We start from the raw sequence: 26,953 nt of genomic DNA on the forward strand, positions 1-26,953 counted from the left end.
TGGCGTCGATCATGACGACAACAGGTTTCTGCACCGTTGATTTCAATACATGGCCGTATTTTGCCCGCATGCTGCTGGTGGTATTGATGTTTGTGGGGGGGTGCGCAGGCTCGACAGGCGGCGGAATCAAGGTTGTGCGATTTGTTATTCTGCTGAAGATGGCCTACGCCCGACTGAAGCAAACGTTCCGGCCCAAGATGGTGCGCGCCGTGCGTGTCAGCGGGCATGTAGTCGATGACGGGGTTCAGCAGACGGTCTACAGTTTCTTTGTGCTGTATCTCCTGTGGTTTGTTGGAGGCAGCCTGTTCATGTCGCTGTTGGGGTTGCCGTTTCAGACCGCCGTCAGTTCAGTTGCTGCGACGCTGAACAACGTCGGTCCCGGCCTCTCCGCAGTTGGCGCCGTTGAGAACTACGCGTTCCTGCCCACAGTGGGCAAGGTATTTCTTTCGCTCTGTATGGTGCTTGGCCGTCTCGAACTAGTCAGTATCATGGTGCTCTTTATGCCGTCGTTCTGGAGGCGCGCCTGAGCAATGGGGCGCCCTCTGCGCTCCATTTTACCCTGGGATTTTCCACTTTCGACGCCATGGAACGCGCAAAGTGCGGCGCTCGCAACCGTCTTTTCCGCGCATCACGTCCACGATCTCTTCCACGGTCGTCACGTCCGTGCGGTTGACGTCGAGCACTTTGTAGGCCTGCGGGTTTTCCCAGGGGCTTCCGGGCGTGATGCAAATGGCCTGAGCGCCGCGCTCGGCGAGCCAGGCCTGCAGTACCCTGGCCACCAGTTCGGGACCGTTAACCGGCTTCGATTCGCATAGGATATATCGCGCCTCCGACCGGAGAGGACTGCTCGCCCAACACTCACACTAAAGCTCAGACCTGCAGCGCGTCGCCAAGATTGAATATCGGCAACAGCATGGCGAGGACGATGAATCCGACCACCGTGCCCAGAAAAGGGATCATGGCCGGTTCGAGCAGCGTCATGAGCACTCGAACTTCGCGGTCCACTTCGCGCTCGTTCTCTTGGGCGAGGTATTGCAGGGCACCGCTCAAGTCGCCACTCTTTTCTCCGACCTCGGCTATGTTTGCGGTCATATCGGGAAACAGAGGCTCTTTGGAGAGTGCCGCGCTGAGGAGATCTCCGTCCCGTACGGATTGCCCCATTCGCTGAAGCGCCTCGCTGTACAAAGGGTCCTTGAGCGTGGACGCAGTGATTCGAAGTGCGTTGACTATGGGAAGTCCGCTCGACAGCAGCGTGGCGAGCGTGCGGGAGAAGGCGGCGACTTCGGCCTTGCGGACGAGATTCCGGAGGAAGGAGAGCCTGAGCGATGTTGTGGCACAAAGGCGCTTACCAGTGTCTGACTGCAGCGACCGTTTCGCGAGAAGCGGGGCTGCAGTGAGAAGGATAGCCCCCAACCACCATCCATCCCGGGCAAACCGACTAAGGGTGATCAGCACGCGCGTGGGGTGGGGCTTTCGTATATTGGCCGCATGACCTTGTCCGGGTGGCCAAATGCGGAGGGGGAGTAAATGACGCGGACGTGTTCTTCGGCGTCATTGCCCACGGTGTCGCCGTCGCGGATGACGGGGCCGTTTTCGATGACGTAACGCGCGAGGGCCATGAGTCTCTCGTGCAGTTCCGGGGGCGGTTCGGGAAACTGTTGCGTCTCGAACTCCATATGCCCGAGTGCTTGCATGCCGTGAGTGAATCCAGCGCTTGTCTTCTCGGAATCCTTGCCAACCCGGAAATCGACCCAGATGTAAAGCGGGGGGCCTTTGGGCAGGACGTCTTTGGCGAAATCAATGAAGATTCTCTTGGGTATGACCAGCGCTGCGTTTGGCCAGTAGACGCCGATCGCCGGCGGACACGCCGCCATGGCTGCCGCCGTGACTTGTGTCAACAGGTTTGAAAGCGGAACAGGCTCCAGATTCCCCATGATTGTGACGAGCCAATGCAGGGAATGTTGTTTCACCTCGTGCGTTGCGTTTCGCCAGAGGAAGCTCGTTGAACACGGCCCCTCGAGGTCTCTCCAGGGAATGGGAGCCGGCATCTTTCCCATAATGACCATGGTTTCGTCAATTTGAAACGATATCGTCCCATCCGTTTCTTTGGTTTGGGTGGCGATTGAGAGCTGCGGCCAGTTTAAAGATAGATTCTGCTGCACGGCGCCCACTCGTATGGGCGTGTCGCCTGTCAGCATGATCATCGAGATTCCGATCGCCATGTTTGCTGCCTTTTTGTGAGCCTTCGGGCAAGAGTTGCTTGAGAGGACCTTCGCTACTCTACCCTGAAACGTCCTGAGTCAACTATTCATGGGTGAAGAAGGCTATTTCCTTTCTGGTAAATCGAGGTATTCGCCCCAGGAGAGGAGGACGGGTATTCCCTTTTGAAACTGGTGCTTGTTCATCATGAGGTTGGCGGTGTAAGTGCCGGTGGCGCCGCCGGATTTGCCGGGTGACCGGTGTGTGAACTCCCAGACATGGCCGATTGCCCAGACCGGGGATAGTAGGGTATCGATTTCGCGGGCGGTATTGACGCCTCGCCAGAACAGCGGCGTGCCGGTGACGAGATCGACGTGCCTGCCGTTGGCCGCCATGAGCTGCAGCCAGCCGTACAGGCGCAGGCCGCAGTTGATGTCACCCTTGCTCAAAACAGACATGCCGCCGGGCGTGGCGATGAGGTAGGCGTTGCAAGGCGTGCCGCTCGTGTGCTCGTCGTTGTCCCACTGATGGTCCTGGAGCACGTCGACCTCGAGGGCACCAATGGTATGGGGTTTCGCGATGGTCTGGTCGAGGACGAGGAGCTTCTCTGCCCAGGGTTCGCCCTTCCATCGGTCTTTGTTGCTCTTCGTGACGACAACCGTCTTGTCCGCACCGCACAGGGCTTGCGTGATTTCGTAATCGGCATGGTCGTAATGCTCGTGCGTATGAAACGCAACATCAATAATCCGCGCGATGCGCTGGATTTGCTCTGCCGTCATCCTGAGTTCCACTCCTTCGTCGTCGGCTGTCTGGTCCATGCGTTTGTTGGGGCCCTGGTCAAGGTCGATGGCGAACACGGTCTCGGGTGTCTGTACGATGACCGAGCTCGAATAAAGCTGGAACAACCGGAGGCTCTTCGCGATGCGTTGGGTCTCGAGGGTGTCAAGCACCCGGTCCACTGCACGCTGGTAGTAGATGACCACGTCCTCCGAGCGCTCGGAATCCGCATTCATGAGCCGCTCGTCCAGCGCTTTAAGCGCCCGGTCTCGCGCTTCGGTATACTGCAGGGCCGGGGGATTGGCCAGGATCTCATGCCATATTGCGTCGATGTCTTGAGCCGCAGTGCCCGCATCTGCCAGTGCTGCTATACCCATCGCCATGAGCCATGCCAGTTTCATGCCGGGTGTTTCCCTTCAGTTTGATTCGCTGTCCTGAACCGGCCTGTTGTAACAGCTTGCCGCCCGTTCTGTCCAGAAGCCTCACTAATCAGCTGTGGGGCTGGCCGTACAGACAGGTGCGGGGCAAGAGGGTGTCTCCCCGGAGGGCGGCATCCGTCCGGGGGCATCATTCCCCAGACACGGCCTATACGACTAATGAGGCATATGGGTCCTCTCGGACGTATCGTTCCTCAAACTTCACGCTGCGCTCTGTCATCAGGGCATTAACGATTTGACGAAGTCCCAGGCCATGCCGACGACATGATTCACGCCGTCGCGGAAGGGGGGGTACACAAGATACACGATGAGTGCCCCTAGCAACGTGAAGAATTTCCAGTGGTGCGTAGATTCGCGGAAGGCGTTGACGAGAAAACGTCCTGACCAGCGTCCAGCGCGGACAGTGAAGTCGGCGACCTGGCGCAGAAGCCACGCGATATCGCTTTCACTGGGCATGCCGCGGCTGCGGCTTGCGAGCCCGTCGGGCGCACATTCAAGGGTCATGAGGGTGTTGCCAACTTGCATCTGTTCGCCGTCGCGCACGATGCGGGAGACCAAGGTGCCGACCCGTTTGCCCCCGACGAATACGGGGGCGCCGCCGATACTTCGGATACGGTACCCGTCTGATACCGCGGTTACGCGGGCATGGTAGCCCTGGATGGCACTGTCCAAACGAAGGTTGACCGCGCATTGGGGGTCCTTGCCAATGTAGATGGGTGCGCGCGCGATGGGGAATTCGGCGCCATCTTCCGGGCCGTTGATGACCACAAGGCAGTCGGGATATCCTGCTTTCTTCATGAGTGATGTGCCCTCGACGGCGCCGACCGTGTTCCCTTCCGGATGGTCAGCTTGTCGGTCTCGACCAGGACGTCAATGATGTCGCCCGGCTGAAAGGCGTCTCGCAGAATCATGTCGCTGATAGGGTTGACCAGGAGGCGGTCGAACGTGCGCTGGAGTTCGCGGGCGCCAAACTCGGCGCTGTGCCCCTGGTGCGCGAGATATTCGTATGCGCCTTGGTACACATGGAGCCGAAGGTTCTTCTCCATCAACCGGGTTTTCAACCTGCGCATCGAGATATGAAGAATCTGACGGATATCCTCAAACAACAACGGGTAGAACGGCACGATTTCGTCAATGCGGTTGATGAATTCAGGACGGAACCTTTTCTGCAAAGCATCGAGCAGCGCCAGACTGTCCGAGCTGGCTTCGGGGGATTCGAGGATGTGGGCCCCCACGTTGGACGTCATGGCAATGATGCAGTGCTTGAAACTGACCTCGCCCCGGTGGCCCTCGCGGAGCCGTCCTTCGTCGAATACGGGCAGAAGGATATCAAACACGCGAGGATGGGCCTTCTCGATTTCATCAAAGAGCAGGAGCGAGAACGGCTTGTTGCGAATAGCCGAAATGAGGCGGCCCTCCTGTTCGCTGCCCACGTAGCCGGGAGGCGCGCCCAGGAGCTTCGAAACCGAATGTTCTTCGACATATTCCGACATATCGAAGGTGACCAGATGGTTCGATGAGCCGAACAGAAGCTCAGCCAGAGCCTTGGCCAGTTCCGTCTTACCAACTCCCGTCGGGCCCACAAACAGCATCACCGCGTCCGGACGATGGGGATCGGACAACCCAGCGCGGGACTTCTTGACCGTTGCGACGACTTTGCGGATCGCCGCGTCCTGGCCGATGATGCGCCGCCTCAGAGCGTGTTCCAGATTTGCCAGTTGGCGGCGGTCCTCGGCCGTGATTTCCTCGATGGGCACGGCCGTGAGGCGGCTGATCACTTTCCTGACCTCGTGCGGCGTGACTTTCTTGTTTATCTTGGGAGGGGGCAGCCCTTCCGACTTTGCCCGTTGCCGCAGGGCTACCACCTTGAGACGGAAGCGCGCGCAGGCCTGGTCCAGGGCGTCAATGGCTTTGTCGGGGAGTTGCCGGTCGGTCATATACCGCTGAGACAGACGCACCGCCGCTCGCATGGCGCGTTTGCTGATGGTGACCTCATGATGGCGTTCGAGGGCCGGCTGAAGCGAGCGGAGAACCGCATAGGTTGCTTCCTCCGTCAGCGGCTCGATCCGCAGCATCTGAAAGCGCCGCTCGAGGGCGGGGTCTTTGGCGATGAACCGGCGGTACTCCTCGTAGGTCGTGGCGCCGATACACCGCAGGTCGCCCCGGGCCAACGCTGGTTTGAGGAGGTTCGCCATATCGATCGAATCGCCGTCAGTCGACCCGGCCCCCATGATGAGGTGAATCTCATCAATGAAAAGAATGACGTCCTGCAGCGTGGCGATCTCCTGCAATACTCCCTGCAACCGTTCTTCGAATGCGCCGCGATACTGCGTTCCCGCCAGAAGCCCCGCCACATCCAGCTCGAGCACCCGATACCCAAACAATACGTCATCGAGTTTGCCGGCGGCCACTTCGATGGCCAAGCCCTCGGCAAGCTTGGTTTTTCCCACCCCCGCGTCTCCGACCAGAAGCACGTTGTTCTTGGTTCTTCGAGCCAAGACCTGGAGCAGGTCAAAAAGTTCCCGTTCACGGCCGATTACCGGGTCGAGCCGGCCTTCTCGCGCGTCCAGAGTCAAATCACGGGTCAGCAAAGCCAACACGGACGACCCTGCCGGGCCGGACGCCGCTGATTTTTCGGGAGCGCCAGCCGCGGCGTCCTTTCTGAGACTGTTCCGTCGGTTGAAGGACGCATTGTCTGAAGACTTCCGCAGGTAATCGCGCAGGTCCTCGAGCAACGGGCCGCGCAGAAGGCGCGACGCATCAAATACACGGCTTGGTAAGGAGTGGGGGTCGGCAAGGATGGCGAGCAGCAGATGCCCCGTTGATGCGGACGAAAGGGCCATGCCTTCCGCAAGTTTTCCGGCCATTGCGGCAACCTGCGCCGCGCGGGGAGTGAAAAACGGCTCCGATGACGGCGTTGGCACGTTGCCGGGCCAGGGGTGCTGGCGAATATCCGACAACGCTTGCTCCAGCACGCCCTCGTAGTGGAGAAAGAAGTCCTGCGGCAACGATTCGGGTTTCTCGAGTATGGCCTCGAAAAGATGCTCGACGCCTACATAGTGCTGCCTCCGGTTTGCACTTAGCGCGGCTGCTTCGTCCAGGATCGCGTTTATCTCCTGGGAAATCGAAACTCGTACCACTGGGTATCCCTCGCTGTTGTACCCTCTTATGAATAACAATACAGCGAATGGCGTCAACGCGCAAGCCGGGGGCCGACACGGCCGGGGGGGCGGGCCGGGGCCCGGTTAAATGGACCTCGGAGTTCCGCCATTCTTTGTGTTTGCGTTATCCGCCGTATCTGTGCTAATTTAGCGCTACGTTATAGTGTTTATCGAAACGAAGAGGAATAATCGTGGTGCCCGGAAGGGATACGTTGTTCTCACGAGCGTGGGGTGTGGGCACAGGGAGATCGGAGTGTGGCAATTATTCTTATTGTCGAAGATGATCAACGGACGGCGGATTATCTCCGGGAACACCTTTCGGATGCCGGACACACCTGCGTAAGCGAGCCGGCCGGCGAGAGATCTCTTGAGGTGGCCAAGGAAAACCACTGTGACCTGCTCATTCTAGATATCATGCTTCCGGGCACCTCAGGCTTCGAGGTCTGCCGGAGGTTTCGGCGCGATCCCGAGCTGTATATGATGCCGATTATCATGCTCACTGCTATGAAAGGCGATGAGGAGTTGCACCACGGGCTTGCCCAAGGCGCGGACGATTACATTGTAAAACCGTTTGACATCAACAACCTTATTCATCGCATGGAAGCCTTGCTGCGGGTAAGTCAGGACAGAGGCGGCGAAGATCCCCTCGTCAGTATGCCAGCGGCAGGCGCAACAAAGCGAGAAGTGCAGCGCCGCGTGAGCCTTCGCGAGAAATTCGCCATTGCCTATGCGGAGGTCCTTCACATCCGCGAGTTTGCGCGTCAGTACGGCGAGGACTGCCGTTCCAAAGCGATTCGTCATTTGGGCCGGGCCATTCAGCAAGCCGGACGCAATTTTCCGGGGGAAGCCTTCTTTTGCGGCCATATGGGCGGAGGGCATTTCGTATGCGTGTTGCCTCCGCCAAAGGCAAAAGCCTACTGTGACCTTGTGCAGCACGTGTGGGGTCAACATCTCGAACACTTCTACGAGAGTACCGGTCATAGCCAGGCGTATGCGTCCGCGATGCGTGGGGAGTCCAGCATTCCTCTTCTCGACGTGCTGATTTGCCTCACCGTTTGTGACCCCAAGGAGGTTGCTGCCCCCCATGAGCTTTTCGAGGTGCTCTCCCAGCTTCGAGCGAAAGCGTTTGCTGGCTGCAAAGGGGGGGTATACGTCGATCGCCGTGGCAAGACGGGCTGAAATGGCCCGCTAAGATTGTCCGCGAAACGGCGCGTTTGCTTAAACCGCCGGACATATCGATTCGGGTTTGGGGCCAGACCAAGATCTAGAATTCCACGGGGATTGCCTCTTCTTGCACCGCGATGTTCGTGCAGCCTTCCGCTTCGAGTCCGGTCTTAAGAGCGGTGATCGCTTCGGTTTCGCCGTGCACCAGCAACACCTTCTCCGCCCGGTTGTTAAACCGTTTTCCGAAATCGATCAACTCGGTTCGGCCAGCATGCGCACTCAATGCGTTGAACACCTTCACATCGGCCAGAAGCCGGTGTCTGAGTCCGAAGATCTTTATCTCCGGCTGACGTTCGACGATTCGGCGCCCCAGCGTGTTCTTAGCCTGGAAACCTATGATGCAAATGGTGTTACGCTGATCCTCGACGTTGTTGCGCAGATGATGGAGAATGCGGCCAAATTCGCACATTCCAGATGCCGAAATGATGATGCATGGTTTCTTCAGCCCGTTGAGCCGTATTGAAGCTTGCACGTCTCGGATGTATTCGATGTGGCGAAGCTGGAACGGATCTCCCGACTCCTCCATCATGTTTCTTATCTCATCATCGAAGGAATCGGTGTGTAGCCGGAACACTTCCGTCACGTTGACCGTCAGGGGGCTGTCCACAAAAACCGGCATCTCAGGGATGCGGTTGGCCATCTCGAGGCGCTTCAATGCGTACACGAATTCCTGCGCTCGTTCCAGCGCGAAGGTCGGTACGATGAGTTTTCCTCCCCGGTCATGCGTGCGGTTGATGGTCTCGGCGAGATCGGCGTCAAGTGTCTCGATGGGTTTGTGGTCGCGGTTGCCGTAGGTGCTTTCCATAATGACGACATCGGCATCATCCGGTTCCCAGGGATCCTTGAGAATGGGCATGTTCTTCCGCCCGATGTCTCCCGAGTAAATGAATCTCCGCTGCTTGCCGTTCTCCTGGAATTGGACCAGCAACATGGACGACCCTAGAACATGGCCGGCATCCTTGAAGGTTACGGACACACCCGGGGCAACCTCCAAACTGATATCGTAGGGGATGCTGATAAACCGGCGCATGATCTCACGGACGTCCACGTCCGTATAGAGCGGGGGAATGAAACTCTGGTGCTTTTTCGACAGCCATTGGGCATCCTTTTCCTGGATGTGGGCGCTGTCAAGCAACATGATGGCGCATAGGTCACGCGTTGCCGGCGTGGTGAAGACCCGCCCCCGGTAACCGTAACGCGCCAGCATGGGCAAAACGCCGCTGTGGTCGATATGCGCATGGCTCAGCACCACAGCGTCCAGTTCGTTCGGATTGAACGGTAATCGCCGATTGCGGTCCGCGGACTCCGTCCGGCTCCCTTGGAACATGCCGCAGTCAAAGAGAATCTTATGTCCGTTCACTTCCAGGAGATGTTTGCTGCCAGTAACATTGGAGGCCGCCCCATAGGAGGTTATGCGCATGCTGATGAATTCCCTTTCATATCACGTTATGGCGTCTCAGAACACCCCTTTCACGGTATTGGGGCGCCGAACGTGGGAGTTGGGTTCAGTGCCATTGCCATCGCAGGCACTTCTTGACCTTCTTTAGCCAGACCGGAGGGTTGGGCATTCTTCATTTCTGCCACGTACGCTGCGTGCGGTAAGCCTGACACAAACCATCGGGCCGGAGATTGACATTCGACAACGGCACGAACTACACCAAGTATATACACGAAAGGGCGTGGGAGTAAAAGCTTGGAGCCGGCCCCACATTCTTGCGGACGTGCTACCGGAGCGCATCTGGCCACCCCGGCTGCGATACCTGCCGTTCTCGACTGTTTGCTTGTCTCCAGGACCGTTGGTCCTTTAAGGTGTGGACATTTGAAACATGCAAAGGGAGAAAGCCCATGCATCGAATTGCCTGGCTTATTCTTTTCGCAGGGATTGTGGGAATGCCCTGCGCGGCCGCGGAATCCGGACACGAACGCGCTTTGGCGCGCCAGGACGATCTGCGCCTGGGCGTGTACCTGACCGCGGGCGCCGTAGACGGCGTTTTCGAGGCTCGAAGCGCTTCGGTCGAGTTGCTTCGCGAATACGGTTTCACGCGCGTAATCCTCGAAGTCTACCGGAGCGGACACGTGGTGCCGCCGGAACATCTCGCGGGCGTGCTGGACTATTTCCGCGACAACGGGTTTGACGTGGCCGGCGGTATCGCAACAACGCCGGGCGGCGGCGTTGGCGTTCCTCAGGAAGGACCGCTGAGTTGGTACAACTGGCAGAATCGCAAGACCCGGGATGACCTCGAGAGAATCATGCGCTCAGCCGCCCCGCTCTTTGATGTGTTCGTTATCGACGATTTTCTGTGCACGGACGACCTGAGTCAAGAATCCATAGCTGCCAAAGGGGAGCTGCCCTGGGACAAATACCGGTGCGATTTAATGGCCGCGGTCGCGCAGGAGGTTTTCATCGCTCCGGCGAAACAAGAGAACCCGGACCTCACGATCATCGTGAAGTTCCCCCAATGGTATGACCGGTTTCAGCTCCATGGATATGCTGTGGACCGGCACGCCGCCCAGTTCGACCGAGTGTGGGTGGGGACGGAAACCCGCGGAGCCCGGACGCAACGGTACGGTTTCGTGCAGCCCTACGAAGGTTTCGTCAACTACCGGTGGCTCGCAAGCATCGCGCCGGAAAAGACCGAATGCGCGTGGTTTGATCACGGCGACTGCGATGCACTGGACTTTGTCGACCAAGCCTACCAATCCGTGCTTGCCGGGGCGCGCAATATCTGTGTGTTCGATTATTCCGATGTCGTGGGCGGCCATCCCGGGTGCGCGCTTCTCGCTCAACAATTCGAGCAATTGGCGGATCTTGCCGCGGCCGTTCGGCTCGACCCTGTTTGGGGCATACCAGCGTACAAGCCGGCCGGCAGCGATGCCGGCGGTGACCTGTATTTGATGGACTTTGTAGGCATGTTGGGCGTGCCGCTTGTGCCGACGGCGGCGTTTCCCGGCCGAGCCCGGTCGCTCTTTTTGCCCGCACAGGCCGCTGCTGATCCGGAAATCCTGGGAAAACTGCAAACGCACCTTGCGAGCGGCGGACGGGCCATCCTTACCGCGGGCTTCCTATCGCGTGTGCCTGATGCAGCAGACGCCGCGGGGGTCAAGCCGATCGTCCTCGAGCCGCTCAAAGCCTCCGCCGTCTTACTGGACGGGGAGTCGGCGCCGGTAAGGCACGGTCTCGACCTCGCCGGCCGGCTCGATGCCACGCAGGCAGAAGTCCTCCTCGAAGCGATCTGCAGCGACAGCGCCGTCCCTTTTCTTACGCGTCACCGTGCGCAGGGAGGCGAGGTTGCGGTGCTCAATTGTCACACGTTTTCGCAGGCGGATTTTGACGCTGTGGGCGAGGTGCTGCTTGCGCCTCGCCAGCTGGGACTGCTCGAATTGCCTGAGACTGCCGCGAACCGGCTGCGCGCCGCGTTCATGGAGCCTTTAGACCTGGCAATGGAAGCGCACACGCGGGTCACTCTGCAACCTTTTGGCGAGCGGTCTCTATTTGTCCAGAATTACAACGAGGAACCTGTGAGTATATTGCTGCGGCCCGTGCTGCAAGAAAGCGGCATCATGTACCGCGACCGATTCACAGGGGAAATGGTGCCGTTGACCGATGGTTGCCTCCATTTTGAGGTCGGGAGCCGCGCACGCCGTTGGCTCGAAGCCCGGTAAGCCAAGTCCGTGGCCCTAATCCATCTGCTGTCCGGCGCGGCGCCGTGCTCCTCTCGCGCAACCTTGGGGCTGGCGGCTGGAGCCGGAGGGCTCAGAAGTATCCCATGTTATGGAGCAGCTCCATTTCCGCGGGAGATAATGCAGGCACTTCCTGACGGCGGGGCGTCTCAATGCCGCGCTTTCGACAGTAGGCCTCGCGTTCCGCGAGGATGGCCTTCAGACGGTCTCGAACGGCAGGTTTCTCCATTACGATGTTGCGTGTTTCTTGCGGGTCGTTCTCGAGGTCGTACAGTTGTTCGTTGACCGGCGGCCGCCAGATCGGGGTCATGGGTATTGTTCCCGCCTGAAGCCCCAATTGGACCTCCTCGAGCCGCCGAACCTCGCCAGGGCGTTCCTCCGGCGTGAACCACTTGAGGGCGGCAAGGTACTTCCATTCGTCAGCGATGACGCAACGCATCATTCCACGTTCCTGAAGCAGCAACTCGGCGATGTGCGGGTGCTTGGGAGGCACGAATCGAAGCCCCGTGTCAGCAGGCTGGAAAAGCGGATCCCCGTCCAGCGAGGAACCCTCCGCCGACAGGCCGAACAAGCGCGTCAGCGTGGGATAATAGTCGACAATCGAAACAGGAGTTGCCACGCGTGCTTTGGGCGCCTTGCCCGGAGCCCAAAAGATGAGAGGAACGCGCAGCACCTCCTCGTACAGGGTCCATCCGTGCTCCACCCAGTCATGATCAAGGAATTCTTCGCCATGGTCCGACGAAATGACCACCAGGGTGTTGTCGAGCATGCCGTACGCGTTCAGCGCGTGAAAGAGCATTTCGATAGACCGGTCCGAGTCGGCGATTTCAGCGTCGTATGAGATGACAACATCTTCGAAGCGCGGATCGCCCGGCCCGAATCCCTCCGCCCTGAGCTGGTTCAGGTCCGCGCGGACATCCTCGAAAATGTGCAGTGGCTCAGGGTAGAGCGTCTTGGCGAATCGCAGGTACAAGTCGTCGGGAGGCTCGTAGGGTCCATGCGGATCGAAATAATGCAGGTACATGAAGAAAGGTTTCCCGCGGACCTTCTTTGCCTGCTCCATGGCAATTGCGGACAGCTTAGGACCTTCCGCGCTCTCCAGCCAACGCAAGGGCAGGTGATGGACGGTGTTGAACCCCTTGGTGAGCCCGGCAAGCACAACGCTGCTGCTTAAAAAGAGTGTTTCGTAGCCCTTTGCCGCGAAACGTTCGGCCAGCGTTGGCACTTCCGGCGGAAGCTGGGCAAACCACCCGAAAGCGCCGCTCGATGAGGGCAGCATGCCCGAGAAAAGAACAGACACGGATTCGCGGGTGAAGGTGCTGTTGGCTCGCGCTTGTTCGAAAAGCAGTCCCTCATTGGCGAGCGAATCGATAAAGGGGGAAGTGTTTCGCCGATACCCGTAGCAACTCATATGGTCGGCCCGCAACGCGTCGATGGTGATGAAAATGAGATTACAACCTTCGAATGTCTGGGGCAGGGCAATGTCAGGGGGCTGTCCCCACGCCGGACATACGCCGGTGAGCATGCAGAACAAGAACACGCTGAGGCGGGCGTTCAGCAGGCGTCTTGTCTGTGTGTACCGGTCAGCAACAAGCATCAAACGTCTCCTGCGTGCCATCTCATTGAAGGGCGCGCATCTCCTTAGTGATGGTCTCACGGGCGTCTTGTCCTACGCCAGGCATATCGAGAATTATTGCATATTCTTTGCGGGCCTCGGTATTCCGGCCCAGTTTTGCCAGAGTCCTGGCGAATTCCAGCCGCGTCTCGGGGTTGTCTGGCTCCAATGCGAGGGCCTTCTGAAGCATCTCGAAGGCATCTTCTTTCTTGTTTTGCCGGGCCAGAACGCGGGCCGCTTCTCTCGCCGCCAGGGCCGCTTGCGGGGGCGGAAGCTCCCGGACAGCCGCTTGCAGAACCGTGCCAGCGAGCGAGAGCAGGTCCATCTTGTCAAGCATCGTGCCGATGTTGAGCAGTGCAATGCCGCGGTCTGTCGATGCAATATCTTGCTTCTGGGATTCCACAAGCAACACTTCGGCGGGCCACCCGAACTGGTTTCGGGCCTCTTGTGGAGCGAGGCCGCTCTCGACCGCGTTTTGCAGTGCACGTGCCAATTCCCCGGTGGCCTCCGGCAGTTTCCGGCTTCCTCCCTCCCAGACGGCGACAACAGCCTCTACCTGGGGCAAGGGCTTCTTTCCTGCTTTGATGGCGTTGTGGCAGGCTTGGGTTACAGCGGTTTGAAACGCTTTCGGGCGATTGCTCTTCTTGGAAAACTGGGCAAACGCGCTCCACGTGTCCGAAAGGTCCGGCGCTGCCTTGGCCGCAGTCACGTAGGCCTTTTCCGCCTTCTCCTCATCTTTGAAAATGCCGTACTCAGCAGCTGCAAGGTACAGGGCAGCTTTCGCGGTGATCTCCGTCTCCTCAGGCGCCGTTGCGCGCAGCCGCTCGAGATACTGTCCCAAGAGTTCCCGCAGGAAATCATAGCGGTTGTACTGCGAACCAAAACGGTACAGCGCGGGCAGAATGTCTCTATTCGCCGGCTCTGCTGCTATGGCCTCGCGAAAATCGTCTTCGACGGCGTCGAGTTCCTGCGTGCCCGCGTGGGCTTGCGCCAGCATAAGGTGGAGAGCACTCTTGTTCTCGGAGCCCAATTCCAGAGCACGCCTCAGATGATGGATAGCAATATGCCACTGTTCCACGATCTCCTGTGCACCGGCCTCGGCGTTCTCTCCAGCGGTACGCATCTCAGCGGCGCGAAGGCATGCGATACGGCCCAGGATGTCGTGGGCTTCCGGCAACAAAGGGCACAGTTCTTCCGCCTCGGCGGCGGCGCTGCGCGCGTCTTCCAGGTATTTGCCGCGGGTATCGCGGTTGAATTCCGATTCCGCGTGACCCAGGCTGAAATTCGTCTCCGCTATGCCCAATAAGCTGAGCACATACGTGGGGTTCCTCTCGGCCGAGCGCCTGAAATGCTCCGCCGCCTTATTGCGCATGGCATACCCCCCTTCCGGGTGCTTCTCGGACTCGAGACGTTGAGCGATGCGCAAAGCGCACTTTGCCCGTTCAAACGGCGCGAGCCATTGCCACGGGCACAGCTCTTCCGCACGCTCGAAATGCCCGTTGGCCGTGTTGAAGGCATTGCCCAAAAACGCGCCCCGGCCGAGCTGCAGCTGTTTTTCAGCAAGAAACACCCGTGTTTCGTATATCGCAAAAACCAGTGCGGAAACGCAAAGCGCAAGTCGAATCCCAAGGGCCGCTCGCGACCTCGCGGGGACAGGAGGGCTCGTGGAGGCGTTCAAGTGCAGCCCATCGAGGGTCCCAGCCGCAAGGAAGATGAGCAGCGCAGAAACCGGAACGCGGGAGTTGAATCCAAGGGCGCCGTCGACCAGAAATGCGCAGAAGAGCGCCGCGAGCGCCCAGCCTAAACGCCGGCGGACCGGGCTCCCGGCGGTGAAGGCCAGCATAAGGCCCTGGCCAATGCCTGTAACCAGAAAGAGAAGGTACAGAACAGCGCCGGGGAATCCGGCATCCACCCCGGCTTCCAGAATGTCGTTGTGCACGTGCTGGTTCATCTTGCGGACCATGGCGAACCATTCCTGTTCCTCGATGGTCCAGAAGAATGGGTTCTCGATTTCGTAGTTGCCAGGGCCGAAGCCGAGCAGAGGATTCGCCAGCATCATGCGGGCAGCTCCATCGTACCCGTGATAGCGCAACAGGAGTTGACGTTCGACAGGCAAAGCAATGCCTGTTCGTGCTTTGAAGACGCCCATGGCGGCCAATGCGATAACGGGCACGATGAGGGCTGTAATGATCAGTGACACGATGACCGCGCGGCGAGGGGGGTGTATGCGTGTACGAACGGCATTGGCAACAACCAGCAGCGCCACGGCCATGCCAAGGCCCACAAGGCCGCCGCGCTGGCCTGTAAAGTACATATGGACCAGGAAGAGGATGGCGAACGCGACGGCCCATCGCGTTCTGCGGCGCGTGGCGAGAAAGACCGCCATAACGATGCACAGAATCATTGTGTGAGCCGCGTAATTGGGGTTGCCGAAAGTTCCCGGAAGCTCGCGGTAAAGGGGCGACTCTTTGCTCTCCCACGGGAACGGGTCCAGCCCAAAATACTGAGCGACCGCATAAAGTGTAGATATGCCGACACCAATGCATGCAACCAGCATCAGCCCGGAAATATGCCGGGGTTTGCGGTATACCTCCGCGGCGATGGCATAGACAATGAAAAGCGACGCGAATCGCCGCCACGTCACCATCGCATTGGGTACATAATCCGAAGCAAGGGCCGCCAACAGATTCACGCCAATAAATGCAATCAGGATGAGGGGGAGAACGCGTGGCATCCGCCATGGAACATCCTGGAGCGTCCCCAGAACAAGCAGAAGGGTTGCCGCAATCGCCGCGCCCCACGCGATCAGGAGATACTTGATGGGCGCGGTCGCATCCCGCGTATAGGGGTATAACGCGAGAATCACCACCAAGAGCAGAACCGCGAAGAAGGCCCGAAGAACGGCCTCGACGCGCGGCATGGAACGCGGCGCGCGCGCCGGAGCAGGGGCGGGAGGGGAGGCCGTCTTCTTCGTGCGCGTACCCTTACCCATCGGTTCTGGATTCCTTCCCGTCGCCAGGGAGCAAATCGATGCGCTTGATGACGTATTCACATTCGTCGCGGGGCAGAGCGAACCCCACGCGTACGATATAGCCGGCAGGCTCTCCAGCGCCGCGGCCGGGAAGCACCGCTTCGACCGCGTAATCTTCATCGCTCAGCAGAAACGGCGCCTCGCCGGTGGTGGTCCCCCCAAGGCCAGTTTCCGGATAGAAATGCCCGAGAAGGAGCCGCGGGGGAGGGCCGCTCTTCACAAGTATCGTTGCCCGGAACCTGCATGGCCTCTCGGGGATCCGCATATAGAACGGCGTGCTATACCAGCTCATGCCTTCTTTAGGGGCACGGTTCGCGGCGATGCGCGCGGCCTGCATGACCGGAAGCGGCGGAGAAAGAACAATGCTTGTCGGACCCATATCGACGGTGCGGCCCGTTCTCTCGGTCCATGTCTGAAACAGGGCGTATCGGGGATGGGCAAAGTCTCGAACAATGAGGTACTCCCCGCCGGGCCACAACGACGCGGCCTCCGCGGCGCTCAGACTGGCGCGGAGGCCTTCCAGATAGGCCAGCGCCTCGCCGGAACCCGAGCCTGCAAGAGAAAACAGCGACAGAGCTTGGGCGGCGTCCCCCGTTGCCAGACAGGTTCTACCCATTTCGGTGGCGAAGTCTTTGATTTCCTGTCTGTCCGCCTCACGGGCGTTCCGGAAACTGGCGCGCCAATACGCGTCAGCCTCCGCTAGATCATCTGTGGCTTTGCTGAAACTCCCCTCGCTGAAGTACGCCTTTGCCCGCAGCAGGTGCACCAAACCATGACTGCGAAACTGGTTGCCTGCGTAGAGCAGATTTCCCGTACAGATGTCAACGGCAAGGCCGAAATCTCCGTCCTCGAGCGCTTTCCGTGCATCGTCTTCAAAAACGAAGGGATGGTAGCGGTGCACGGTATATTGTACCCATTGGATCGATACCATGGCGGCAAGGATGAGGCCCGCCAGCACCCCGGCAAGCAACATGCCTTGCCTCAGGTCCGGTATGAGAAAGGCGGTTTTGTCCTTAGATTCCAGAGTCTGTTCCGTCATGATCTTCGCAAATCCAACGCTTTCTTCGCGGGCGCGTTGCTCTATTTAATTAAGGGAAGCGATCTACACAGCTAAGCCGCATCATCCCAAACAAAGCATTCGCAATCAAGTGACTTCAGTTACAGCGGTGGGGTCCAGCCGTAACAGGCGCGGTACATCGCCTGAGACGGGAATTTGGCGCGCTTGCCGCATTTTACCGCCCTGCGCTATGCTCTGGCTTCGGATTGTTCTTCGGAAAAACAGAGTCTTCAGTCAGCGTGCGCAGGCCAGAAAGATCACAAACTTCTTTGTCAATAGGCGAAGGGTGTGTATCAAAACGGCAAAGGCGCGGGGAGGGGGCGAGAATGAGAGAGGTATTGGTAGCGGCGATCTCTATGTGCTGCCTGTGCACGGCTGCATACGCAGCGAACGTGAACCTGTCGGCAGAACCCTATCTTGAAGGCGGGCTTTTCACTAACCCCGTTCTGCCCACCGAGGGCGACGCGGCGTCGATAACCTTGCGGGCACAATGCGACGGCAAAACGCCCTCAAGAATCCCAGCCCGCATAACAATAACGGATATGGCAGGAAAGGCCGTCTTCTCGGAATCTCTCGACCTTGCCCGCAAGGATACGATCGCCGAAGCCACCTTGTCATGGACCTCTGCCAGCAACGGTTTATTTACTGTACGCGCCGAAGTCGACCCCGCCAACCGCATATCCGAGTCGAACGAGACAGACAACGCCGCCGAGATAATTCTGCCGTTCATCGTTAGGGGCCGGAACTTCAAACTTCATTTCCCCTGGTACCGGGAAGTGCCGTTCGCGCGCTGGACGACCGTCGTCACCTCGATTGGCGAGGGAAGTCTCGTGCGATTGGAGGAGCGTGGCGTAATCCCCTTGAATTGGGAATACGGCGGAATGAGTTGGACTTATTACGACAAGGAAAAGGCCCAGACCGACCCCGATGCCGTCCTCAAAGAGATCGAGCAAACGTTCTACGATAAGTTCACTCGGAGCGGGAACGAGATCCGCGGATTCGGGATAGACGAGGTCGGAGGATATCCCGATTCGTTCAAGCTGAAAGCCTCGATCGCTTCCATGCAGGCCCTTGCGCGCGCAAAACGTGAGAATCCGCGCAGGTTCTTCGCCGTGTGGAATGGGGGAGGGCCGCGGCCCGAACTTGCGAGCGTCGTACGCCAGGGCGCGGACCTGTTCCTGCTGGAGACCTACCTGTGGAGGGCGCTGCCCGACGAACTGGGCACGGAAGACATCTATGCGGCAATCGAGGCGCGCTTGTCCCCCTACATCCGCAACACCGACATGTTTCAGCCTGCCTACGGCAACGACTGCTACACTCTGCTGGCCTTGGACACTTCCGAGCGGCCCGACCGGACCACTCTTGGCGAGCAAGAAGAGGTCATCCGGTACATTCGCCAGCGGTTTCCGGAAATGCGCGGCATCGCGTGGTACAACGGCGGGTACGGCAGCAAGGACTACGGCTTGGAACGCGCCAAGGAGATGGATCGGCACCACGAGGCAGTCCAAAGGAACGCCGACCGCCTTTGCTTCGAGTATTGGGTCAAGCCCTGCCTGACATTTCTGCCGCGCAGCATCTGGCTCGAACGCGAAGAATCGGGGGACTTCTCCCTGACCGCCGCGTTGAGCAACATTGGCGCGGTCGACTCGGGGCCGGTCGAAGTGGAGCTTCTATCCGACGGCCAGGTCATTGCCACGAAATCCGCCGGCTCCGTCCCGGCCGGCGCGAATCGCAACGAGGACAGGGCGTTGTTTGTCGAACGGGTCGATGTGGGCAGAGGACCGCACATGGTCTCGGCGCGGGTCATTTCCGCGCCCGGTTCGACGGTACTGGAAGGCAGCGTGTCTCTGGAACGCTTTATTCAGGAATAGTCGATGAATCGCAAAGGAGTGGGCAATGCGTAGTCATGCTCTCTGTCTGGCAGGATGTGTTTGTGTGATGGTCATCTCGGGCACGGTCTCGTGGGAGGCCGCCGCCGTTGCCGGGGAGGGCGGCGGTGTATTGGATGCCCACAGCGAAACATACATGGATGCGCGCGAGGGGCTCGCAAACTCGCGCATACGATTCGAGCGCGACAAGGAAGGACGGGTCGCTTTTCTGGGAGGTTCAATCACCACGCAAACCGGCTGGCGTGATCATACCTGCGATACATTGAAGAAGCTGTTTCCTGACACCAGATTTGACTTCCTGAACGCGGGAATCGGAGGAACGGATTCAACCTTCGGAGCGATGCGCTTCGAGCGCGACGTGTTCAAGAATGGCCCCGTCGACTTGCTCTTTCTCGAGTTCGCGGTGAACGACGAAGGCGGCGGCCCCGGCGACGTCCACCGGATGCGTGCCATGGAAGGGATCATTCGCCATGCGCGGAAACTCAACCCCAATATCGATATCGTCGTGCAGTATCTGGCGGATACGGGAAAGGTGGCGGCCATTGACCAGGGAGGCGTATCGCCCGCCGTCGCCGACCACGACGTAATTGTCCGCTACTACAACTTGCCTGTCATCTACAACGCCAAAGAGGTTGCGCATCGCATTGCCAAGGGCGAGTTCGCCTGGGAAGGATTCTCCGGGGATTCCTGTCATCCAAACGCTTTTGGTCATGAATTGTACGGAACCTTTGTGGCCGGGCTTTTGGCAGCCGCGTGGCCTGGCGCGCTGTCCCCGGATGCGCGGATAGCGCCCCACGACATGCCGCCTGCCCTCGACCCTCTGAACTACGAAAACGGTCGCTTGGTCAATCCCTCCGAAGCCGAGGTTGTCTCCGGATGGCAACGCGACCCCGCATGGAAGGCCGAGAAGACCTGCAACTACGGCGGTCCCGTGGATGTGCTTGCCGGCCTTGAACCCGGCGCGGAGTTACGGCTCAAGTTCAATGGTTCGCTCGTGGGCATCTCGGGCATTGCGGGCATGGATGCGGGCGTCATCGAATACAGCATCGACGGCGGCCCTTTCCAGAAAAAGGACCTCTTCGACCACTACTGCACCCGGTTCCACCGTCCCGTATGCCATATCCTCGGCGAGGCTTTCGCAACGGGCGAGCACCAGCTCGTGCTGCGCATTGCCGAAGAACGAAACGAAAAGAGCGAAGGCCATGCCGTGCGCATACTCGATTTCGTCTGCAACTGAGCAGGGCCGGCCGTGCATTGGGCGTCATGACTGGAGATATGGGCGCGCAGAAAGACACGCGTCGCGCCGTATGAGGATATTGAGTCCGAGGCAGATCGCCTGTATCGAGATCGTCAGCCGTTCTTCATGCCAGGGAATCAGGCGGTGAAACGCGCACTGGCATTCGGCCTTCCGGTACTCTTCCTTGTGGCGGCAGCGGTGGTGTTTCTTCTGAATCCGGGATGGCGCAAGGAGGTAATCTTGAAGATGCTGGGTAAACGGACCGTTCTCGAGGTCATCAACCGTATCGGACCCGAGGCTCGAAGCCGCTATCGTCCCCATTTCGAGAACGCGGGTGCGGCTTACCCTCCCCGGAAGATCCTATTGCTGGCGTTCAAAGAAGAACGCCTGCTCGAGGTCTGGGCCGAAAACGGCGGCCATCCCGTGTTCATATGCGAATACCCGATCGTGGGGGCTAGCGGCGGGCCGGGACCTAAGTTGCGCGAGGGAGACCTCCAAGTCCCCGAAGGCAGGTACCGGGTAAGCGGCATGAATCCGAACAGCGCGTTCTACCTGTCGCTCAAGCTGGATTACCCCAATGCTTTCGACAAGCAGCAAGCGGAAGCCGACGGCCGCACAAATCTCGGGGGCGACATCTTTATCCACGGAGGCAGCGCCTCGATCGGGTGTCTGGCCATGGGCGACCGGGCCATCGAGGAACTCTTTGTATTGTCGGCCGACGTGGGACTTGAGAACATCGAGGTGCTGCTCGCCCCCAGCGATCTCCGGCAAGGACAAGCCTTCCCCCGGAATACCGGTCCGGCTTGGGCCAATGCTCTATACGGCGAACTCGCGACTGCCCTCGAACCCTTCCGCCGCGGCGGTCAGGAGGGGCGTTAGTCTCGTAAGAGGCCTGACCTTTCCCAGCAAACTCCGTTCGAGTATACTGCTGCCTCAGGCAGGGAGCATCCGGGGCGGGGTTCTCGCCCCAAGGGCATGAGAACCGGGGTTCTAAGTATGGATACCGAAAAGACTAAGAGCGAGCTTGCGCTTTACGGAGGGCCGCTGGCCGTTACCCTTGCCGGCCATGACCGGTGGCAGAGAATTCCCGTTGAGGCGGCCAAGCGCAGGATAGGCGAACTGCTGGACGAGGGAATCATTACCATCGCCAACGGCGGCGGCGTGATTGGCGAATTCGAACGCGCGTTTCGCGAGATGATCGGCACGAAATTCGCCCTGTGCATGAACAGCGGCACGGCAACGTTGCACAGCGCCTATGTCGCCGCGGGCGTCAAACCCGGCACCGAGGTCCTGCTGCCGAGCTACACATGGCACGCCACCGTCACGCCCGTTTTGCATTGCTCGGCCACGCCCGTTTTCTGCGACATCGAGCCGGATACGCTGGTCATCGACCCCGCCGACGTCGAACGCAAGGTGACCCGCCGGACCCGGGCAATCTGCGTCGTGCATACCTGGGGCAACGTGGTAGACATGGACCCCATCATGGCAATCGCGGAAGCGCACGGGCTTACGGTCATCGAAGACGCGTCGCATGCGCATGGAGCCTCGTACAAGGGACGGCCCGTGGGCGGCATCGGCCATATCGGGTGTTTCAGTCTGCAAGGCCAGAAAGCGGTTACCGGCGGCGAGGCCGGCGTAGCGGTCACAAACGACCCGGAACTGCTTGACCGGATGATCTTGCTCGGGCATTTCGGGCGGATTACCAACGGCGAGGGAAAACGCACCTTCGATCACCTGGGGGACATGGGCTTGGGCACGAAATACCGGGCACATCCGTTCGCGATCGCGTTGGCGCTGGAAACCCTGGAGATGCTGCCTGAGCTGAATGAGGGCAGAACCCGCTGTTACGCCATCCTCAACAACGCATTGCGGGACATCGAAGGCATCGAGGTTATTGACCCTCGGGAAGGCACTAAGCGCGGCGGGTACCTCGAGTTCAAGTTCAAAGTGGCGCGCAACATAGCGAAACGTCTCGACATGGACCGCCTCGAAGAGGCGTTCCAGGCGGAAGGCGCCCCCATCACGCGCGACAGGTATTCGACCACGAACTTCACCTACGGGCTAATCCACCGTTCGCCCCTGTTTACGAGCTTCGATCGGCGGACTCTCGGCGGCTGTTTCTACGACCCTGTGTCGTACCAGGGCCCTCCCGTGGCACCCCCATCGTTGCCGGTTACCGAGGATGTCTGCACCCGGCTGTTCGGATGCTATGCCTTTGTGGATGTGGCCGAGGAGTTTCTGTTGCAGATGGCCGCGGCCGTGCGCAAAGTGATGACCAGTCTGGATCAGTTGAGCTAGAAAAAGCGCGGAAGACGGGATTGACACCAAGGGAAAGAGTGTTTGTTTCCGGTCCCCGCGCAAAACGAGGAGTCAGAAATGTATGCAAGAATGGGAAAAACGGCAATGACCCTTTGCATGGCGCTGTTCTTAGCGACAGGGTGTGCAACGAAACAAGGGTCGCAACCGTTGCCCGAAGACGCTTGGCGCGGACTGCACGTCTATCTTAGCAACCGCGAAGATTTGCCGGTTATGATTCGCGCCCTCGAGGAACAACTGGTCCCGAACGGGCTCAACGCGCTTGTGGTCGAGGTCGATTTCAACTTCCAGTACCAATCTCATCCGGAATTGGCATCGAAATCGGGGATGAACAAGGAAGACGTCCAGCAGCTTCTTGCGGTATGCCGGCGTCTCGGAATCGAACTGATACCCCAGTTCCAGTGTTTCGGCCATCAAGGGAGCCGGCCGAACATCTTTCTGAGCACCTATCCCGATTTGATGGCGCCGCCGAAACCCGATTACAGCGATCCGAACCACTATCATGTCAGCTGGAATCCACTGGACCCGAGAGTGAATGAAATCATCTTTCCGCTCTTCGACGAGCTGATCGAAGCTTTCCGACCAAAGTATTTCCATGTGGGGATGGACGAGGTCATGCTCTTCCCCGACGCGACCACGCCTCATTACAACGGCGAAAGTCCCGCGGAAGTCTTCGCGAAAGCCGCCAACGACTACCACGACTACCTCGTCAAGCAAAAGGGCCTTACGATGATGATGTGGGGCGACCGTCTTATCGACCGGTCGAAGATCCGGTACAACTGGATGGAAAGCAGCAGCAACGGCACCGCGCCCGCCATCGACATGATTCCAAAAGACATCATCATCTGCGACTGGCATTACAACCGCATGGATGATTATCCGTCCGTCGGCTTCTTTCAGGAGAAGGGCTTTCGCGTGTGGCCCGCCACGTGGAAATCCCCTTCGGCCGCGTTGGCCCTTATGGAAAGCGCCGAACGCCAGGCCCAGAAAGACCTTATGATCGGCTACATGTGCACGACCTGGTGTAATCCCGGAGACTTCGCGCGGGCCGTCCTCGGAGAATCCGAAGACGACAAACCCAGCGTGGCAAAACGCGTCGCAGAGACCTTCCAAGTAGTGTCAAGACAGTGGTAACCCGGAAGAGTCGTCTGTGATACGGGAGGTTCTCCCCTCGGGCATGCTATGGCGCGGGTTTAAGGCCCGCCTCCAAGGCAGTTGAGACTCGTGAGGCTGTGGCCAGGCTCGACGAACAAGTTGCTTTGACTCCTGCCCGATGCCCTACGGTACATGTGTCTCTTCCGGCGAAAGTGGGTCTTCGTGTCTGTGCTGCTTGAAGAAATCCCAAATCATCCTCGTTGCGCTGAAATCTTCGTTCTGCTTGCCGACGATGAAAGCCGGCCAAGGTTCCCATCCTCCGGGCCAGGTATGCCCCCCCTGCTGGACCTTGATGTGAACGACTCGTGCCAGACCGTCCTCACCAAGATAAGTCTCCCGTACGGCGGTTGTTCCATCGCCGGGCGCGATGTCCGGCAACGCTTCCGCGACAGGGGTCGCAAGACAACCGTTTTGCTCTGCCCAGAACGCTACCGTTTCGGGGACTGACAGCACTTCGAGCGTCATGCCTGGCCCCGCAAAGACCGAATCCGTGCTGTAAGGCACCAAGGGGTCGGCGTCGCCGTGAATGACCATCATGGGCATATGGTTGCCCGGCCTGCAGGTCTCCGCGCTCTCCCGGATAAAGGTCGCCATTACTGGCGCCGCTGCTGCGAACGTCTCCGGATGCTCACACGCGAGCTTGTGAACAAGAAACCCGCCGTTCGACGCGCCGGTAAGATAAACGCGCGACCGGTCGATGACATGAATCGCAGCGATATCCTCAATGACCGCGAGAACAAACGCGGCGTCGTCAGGGTCGGCCCCCGGACGAAAGCTGAAGCGGCGGGACTTGCCGTTTGGATAGGCCACCAGAAAACTCTCGCTATCCGCCAACGCGTTCAAGCCGGTCATCTTTGCCATCCACGCCCCGGTTTCCGTGAAGCGGTGCAGCGCGATGATGAGCGGCGCCCCGGTTGACGCATCCGTGCTGATCGGGACGTGGAGGTAGTAGGAACGCGTGTCGCCGCCAAACGCTATCCGGCGCAACTCGAGGCCTTCGGTCATGCCGCAGCTCATGAGCGTCGCGCAGGCAAACGACGCGAGAACGGCAACCATGAGAAAGAGCAGCAGGCGGCCGGAGCGTCTGCGCGGCAGGTATGTGGATACTGTTCTGAAAAAGCCGCTCATCTGTATGCTTCGTCCCACTCGCTCAATTCCCTGCGCCATCCTCACCAAAGGCCTTCTCCGCGCGAACCCGGCACTCGGGCCCCGTGCAGCCGCCGCTCTCCGTCATACGCCATTGGCCTTCTTCCAACACATAGAAATATTCGATAGCTCCATAGACGGGTTTCCCCGACGCGCCGTTCCCGCGCGTGAAAACCGTGATCTTGCCCCATACGGCGCCGAAAAGCGGCAGAGTCCTGCCCGCGCTCGCTTCGAGGGATACCTGTGTTCCACATGGTACGCCTTCGGACATCGTATGCGCACGGATAATAGTTGCGGCTTCAGTATTTAGAGACTTTGTCAGGTTCCGTGTTTCCATGATGTGATACGCCCAAGCAGATAACAACATGATAATCGCGAAAAGACCGGTTACCAAACGGGCGTATCCCTTCACTTCATCTCCTCGGTGTGCGACAACGCGGTGCTACCACGCGCCATTCGCAGCCGCAGCCCGGAACTCGCACATGGTATGCGGCTTCAAGAGCCCTCCAAACGTTCATTTACAACTTTCCAACCTCTCATGATATTATAACTTGAAGATTGACGCGGTTATCCTCGGTCTTTTGCTTCGTGCGCCGCAAGAGACTGCGTGAGGGAAGAGCTCGGGTCAGACTGCTGGGGAGGTGACAACATGGAAATCGATAACCAAGAAAAGGAAGCGTTCTTCAAAGAGGCCCGCACAGACATCCGGGGTCCCCTCGAAGGTATTCGGGTGCTTGAAGTCGCGACCACTATCGCGGGACCCCGTTGCGGGGCGATATTCGCGGGTTACGGCGCGGATGTGATTCGCGTCGAGCTGGCCCGGTCACCGGATGTCACCCGAATGATCCCTCCAATGCTTCCCGATACGGACCCGCCCGAGGGCTACCAGCATGCGGCGCTCCATCGCGACAAGCGAAGCATCACTCTTGACTTACGCAAGCCGGGCGCGCGCGAGGTGTTTCTCAAACTCGCCGAGACCGCTGATGTCATCGTCGAGAATTTCAAGAAAGGAGCTTTGCCAAGCTGGGGGTGCGGTTACGAAGATGTCCGGCAAGTGAACCCGGATATCATTTATGTTTCCATCACTGGTTTCGGCCAGTACGGCCCGTATTCTGACCGTGCCGGGTACGATCCCGGCATACAGGCAATGGCCGGACTCCTGTGGATGAATGCCTCCGACGATACCACAACGCCTGTTCGTGTTCCCGTGTATATTTGCGATGAGTTGACCGGTCTGCACGCCGCCATCGGTGCCCTGGCCGCGCTGCGCCACCGACATAATACAGGCGAAGGACAGCACCTCGACGTCTCGTTGCTCGATGCGACCATGGATTCGTGCACGGGGCTGCATGTTATGGCGGCGCACGGTCTTGCAACGCCGCGATATGGGAACATCGTCCCCTATGCGGCGCCTACGAATGTCTATGCATGCAAGGACGGGTATGTGTACGCCGGCGTCTTGCTCGATTCTCACTGGAAGATACTCGCCAAGGTGATGGGAAAGCCGGAGGCCGCGGACGATCCCAGGTACAGCAATCTCCTCTCGCGTTTGGGCCATCGGGACGATGTCGACATGATGCTGGCGGAATGGTGCGCCGAGCGGACCCGGGAAGAAATCATTCAGCAACTTATCGACAGCAAACTCCCCATCGCACCCGTGTTGACGCCCCAGGAGGCTTGCCTCGACCCGCACGTTCAGGCGCGCGGCACCATCGAGAGCGTGCATCAGCCCTCGGGCGGTGAGATAAAGGCGACCGCTTTGCCGGTCAAGTTCTCGCGAACGCCTGTACACCACCGCCAGGCGCCGCCGGCATTGGGTGCTCACACCGACGAAGTGTTAGATGCCGCCGGGTTCGGCGAAGCAGAGCGCGCCAAACTTCGTAAAGAGGGCGTGATCTGAGCAGGCATGCTCCAACGCCCGAAGGGTGAGAACCGCCTGCAACCCGGCGCGCCCCATGCCCGGTCAGGGCAGTCCTGCACTTGGGGAACTTGCGTTATCAGGCCGATTGGCGTATTCTGATTTAGTGG

Annotated in this window: 21 protein-coding genes; 9 read left to right on the plus strand and 12 right to left on the minus strand. The window is 59.3% G+C overall.

Annotated features, from left to right (window positions below; genetic code table 11):
- Positions 1–527, plus strand: a 527-nt coding sequence (locus PLJ71_18240; protein HQM50633.1) for a potassium transporter TrkG, incomplete at its 5' end; no start/stop codon positions are given.
- Between the two features lie 27 nt (positions 528–554).
- Here the strand turns inward: PLJ71_18240 and PLJ71_18245 are convergent.
- The 6 genes from PLJ71_18245 to PLJ71_18270 form a co-directional block, all read right to left on the minus strand.
- Positions 555–779, minus strand: coding sequence for a hypothetical protein (locus PLJ71_18245; protein ID HQM50634.1), 225 nt, complete (start codon positions 777–779; stop codon positions 555–557).
- Positions 780–870: 91 nt separating this feature from the next.
- The gene (locus tag PLJ71_18250; GenBank protein ID HQM50635.1) at positions 871–1,455 is read right to left on the minus strand and encodes a type II secretion system F family protein; all 585 of its coding nucleotides are present in this window, start codon (positions 1,453–1,455) and stop codon (positions 871–873) included.
- Complete coding sequence (locus PLJ71_18255) at positions 1,449–2,222, minus strand: DUF4261 domain-containing protein (GenBank protein ID HQM50636.1); 774 nt, start codon at positions 2,220–2,222, stop codon at positions 1,449–1,451. Before PLJ71_18255 ends, PLJ71_18250 begins: the two co-directional genes overlap by 7 nt.
- A 102-nt stretch (positions 2,223–2,324) precedes the next feature.
- Complete coding sequence (locus PLJ71_18260; protein HQM50637.1) at positions 2,325–3,377, minus strand: hypothetical protein; 1,053 nt, start codon at positions 3,375–3,377, stop codon at positions 2,325–2,327.
- Between the two features lie 255 nt (positions 3,378–3,632).
- Positions 3,633–4,211, minus strand: coding sequence for an FHA domain-containing protein (locus PLJ71_18265; protein HQM50638.1), 579 nt, complete (start codon positions 4,209–4,211; stop codon positions 3,633–3,635).
- A complete protein-coding gene (locus PLJ71_18270; protein ID HQM50639.1) occupies positions 4,208–6,553 on the minus strand; it encodes an ATP-dependent Clp protease ATP-binding subunit in 2,346 nt (781 codons plus the stop codon). Before PLJ71_18270 ends, PLJ71_18265 begins: the two co-directional genes overlap by 4 nt.
- Before the next feature lie 276 nt (positions 6,554–6,829).
- Here PLJ71_18270 and PLJ71_18275 point away from each other — a divergent pair, with 276 nt between their 5' ends.
- Positions 6,830–7,753: a response regulator gene (locus PLJ71_18275; protein HQM50640.1), complete on the plus strand. Its 924-nt coding sequence runs from the start codon at positions 6,830–6,832 to the stop codon at positions 7,751–7,753.
- A gap of 85 nt (positions 7,754–7,838) precedes the next feature.
- On the opposite strand, the gene PLJ71_18280 is transcribed toward PLJ71_18275, so the two are convergent.
- Positions 7,839–9,218 (minus strand): MBL fold metallo-hydrolase, encoded by a 1,380-nt coding sequence (locus PLJ71_18280; protein HQM50641.1) that lies wholly within the window; start codon positions 9,216–9,218, stop codon positions 7,839–7,841.
- Between the two features lie 425 nt (positions 9,219–9,643).
- On the opposite strand from PLJ71_18280, the gene PLJ71_18285 reads away from it, so the two are divergent.
- The gene (locus tag PLJ71_18285; GenBank protein HQM50642.1) at positions 9,644–11,461 is read left to right on the plus strand and encodes a hypothetical protein; all 1,818 of its coding nucleotides are present in this window, start codon (positions 9,644–9,646) and stop codon (positions 11,459–11,461) included.
- Positions 11,462–11,552: 91 nt separating this feature from the next.
- Here PLJ71_18285 and PLJ71_18290 read toward each other — a convergent pair whose 3' ends face one another.
- From PLJ71_18290 to PLJ71_18300, 3 genes are read right to left on the minus strand one after another with little or no spacing between them, the layout of a single operon-like run.
- Entirely contained in the window at positions 11,553–13,076 is a 1,524-nt protein-coding gene (locus PLJ71_18290; protein HQM50643.1) for a sulfatase, read from the minus strand.
- Between the two features lie 22 nt (positions 13,077–13,098).
- Complete coding sequence (locus PLJ71_18295) at positions 13,099–16,086, minus strand: O-antigen ligase family protein (GenBank protein HQM50644.1); 2,988 nt, start codon at positions 16,084–16,086, stop codon at positions 13,099–13,101.
- Complete coding sequence (locus tag PLJ71_18300; protein HQM50645.1) at positions 16,079–17,164, minus strand: hypothetical protein; 1,086 nt, start codon at positions 17,162–17,164, stop codon at positions 16,079–16,081. Before PLJ71_18300 ends, PLJ71_18295 begins: the two co-directional genes overlap by 8 nt.
- Positions 17,165–17,508: 344 nt before the next feature.
- On the opposite strand from PLJ71_18300, the gene PLJ71_18305 reads away from it, so the two are divergent.
- From PLJ71_18305 to PLJ71_18325, 5 genes are all read left to right on the plus strand, one after another.
- Positions 17,509–19,053, plus strand: a complete 1,545-nt coding sequence (locus tag PLJ71_18305; GenBank protein ID HQM50646.1) for a CARDB domain-containing protein — start codon at positions 17,509–17,511, stop codon at positions 19,051–19,053.
- A 25-nt stretch (positions 19,054–19,078) separates the two neighbouring features.
- Positions 19,079–20,308, plus strand: coding sequence for an SGNH/GDSL hydrolase family protein (locus tag PLJ71_18310; protein ID HQM50647.1), 1,230 nt, complete (start codon positions 19,079–19,081; stop codon positions 20,306–20,308).
- Positions 20,309–20,452: 144 nt separating this feature from the next.
- Positions 20,453–21,187 carry a L,D-transpeptidase family protein gene (locus PLJ71_18315; GenBank protein ID HQM50648.1) on the plus strand — a complete coding sequence of 245 codons (735 nt, stop codon included), beginning with the start codon at positions 20,453–20,455 and terminating at the stop codon, positions 21,185–21,187.
- A gap of 117 nt (positions 21,188–21,304) precedes the next feature.
- Entirely contained in the window at positions 21,305–22,606 is a 1,302-nt protein-coding gene (locus PLJ71_18320; GenBank protein HQM50649.1) for a DegT/DnrJ/EryC1/StrS family aminotransferase, read from the plus strand.
- A 78-nt stretch (positions 22,607–22,684) separates the two neighbouring features.
- Entirely contained in the window at positions 22,685–23,758 is a 1,074-nt protein-coding gene (locus PLJ71_18325; GenBank protein HQM50650.1) for a family 20 glycosylhydrolase, read from the plus strand.
- Between the two features lie 144 nt (positions 23,759–23,902).
- On the opposite strand, the gene PLJ71_18330 is transcribed toward PLJ71_18325, so the two are convergent.
- Both PLJ71_18330 and PLJ71_18335 read right to left on the minus strand, forming a co-directional pair.
- Positions 23,903–24,925: a PHB depolymerase family esterase gene (locus tag PLJ71_18330; protein HQM50651.1), complete on the minus strand. Its 1,023-nt coding sequence runs from the start codon at positions 24,923–24,925 to the stop codon at positions 23,903–23,905.
- A 4-nt stretch (positions 24,926–24,929) separates the two neighbouring features.
- Positions 24,930–25,337, minus strand: coding sequence for a hypothetical protein (locus PLJ71_18335; protein HQM50652.1), 408 nt, complete (start codon positions 25,335–25,337; stop codon positions 24,930–24,932).
- Positions 25,338–25,574: 237 nt separating this feature from the next.
- On the opposite strand from PLJ71_18335, the gene PLJ71_18340 reads away from it, so the two are divergent.
- The gene (locus PLJ71_18340) at positions 25,575–26,825 is read left to right on the plus strand and encodes a CaiB/BaiF CoA-transferase family protein (protein ID HQM50653.1); all 1,251 of its coding nucleotides are present in this window, start codon (positions 25,575–25,577) and stop codon (positions 26,823–26,825) included.
- The last annotated feature ends 128 nt before the right edge of the window (positions 26,826–26,953 follow it).

This window comes from Candidatus Hydrogenedentota bacterium (assembly GCA_035416745.1).
Taxonomy (GTDB): domain Bacteria; phylum Hydrogenedentota; class Hydrogenedentia; order Hydrogenedentales; family SLHB01; genus UBA2224.

Coding starts and splice junctions, on each gene's coding strand:
- PLJ71_18255 (HQM50636.1), bottom strand. CDS start 2,222: ATGGCGATCGGAATCTCGATGATCATGCTGACAGGCGACACGCCCATA.
- PLJ71_18260 (HQM50637.1), bottom strand. CDS start 3,377: ATGAAACTGGCATGGCTCATGGCGATGGGTATAGCAGCACTGGCAGAT.
- PLJ71_18265 (HQM50638.1), bottom strand. CDS start 4,211: ATGAAGAAAGCAGGATATCCCGACTGCCTTGTGGTCATCAACGGCCCG.
- PLJ71_18280 (HQM50641.1), bottom strand. CDS start 9,218: ATGCGCATAACCTCCTATGGGGCGGCCTCCAATGTTACTGGCAGCAAA.
- PLJ71_18285 (HQM50642.1), top strand. CDS start 9,644: ATGCATCGAATTGCCTGGCTTATTCTTTTCGCAGGGATTGTGGGAATG.
- PLJ71_18290 (HQM50643.1), bottom strand. CDS start 13,076: ATGCTTGTTGCTGACCGGTACACACAGACAAGACGCCTGCTGAACGCC.
- PLJ71_18295 (HQM50644.1), bottom strand. CDS start 16,086: ATGGGTAAGGGTACGCGCACGAAGAAGACGGCCTCCCCTCCCGCCCCT.
- PLJ71_18300 (HQM50645.1), bottom strand. CDS start 17,164: ATGACGGAACAGACTCTGGAATCTAAGGACAAAACCGCCTTTCTCATA.
- PLJ71_18305 (HQM50646.1), top strand. CDS start 17,509: ATGAGAGAGGTATTGGTAGCGGCGATCTCTATGTGCTGCCTGTGCACG.
- PLJ71_18310 (HQM50647.1), top strand. CDS start 19,079: ATGCGTAGTCATGCTCTCTGTCTGGCAGGATGTGTTTGTGTGATGGTC.
- PLJ71_18320 (HQM50649.1), top strand. CDS start 21,305: ATGGATACCGAAAAGACTAAGAGCGAGCTTGCGCTTTACGGAGGGCCG.
- PLJ71_18325 (HQM50650.1), top strand. CDS start 22,685: ATGTATGCAAGAATGGGAAAAACGGCAATGACCCTTTGCATGGCGCTG.
- PLJ71_18340 (HQM50653.1), top strand. CDS start 25,575: ATGGAAATCGATAACCAAGAAAAGGAAGCGTTCTTCAAAGAGGCCCGC.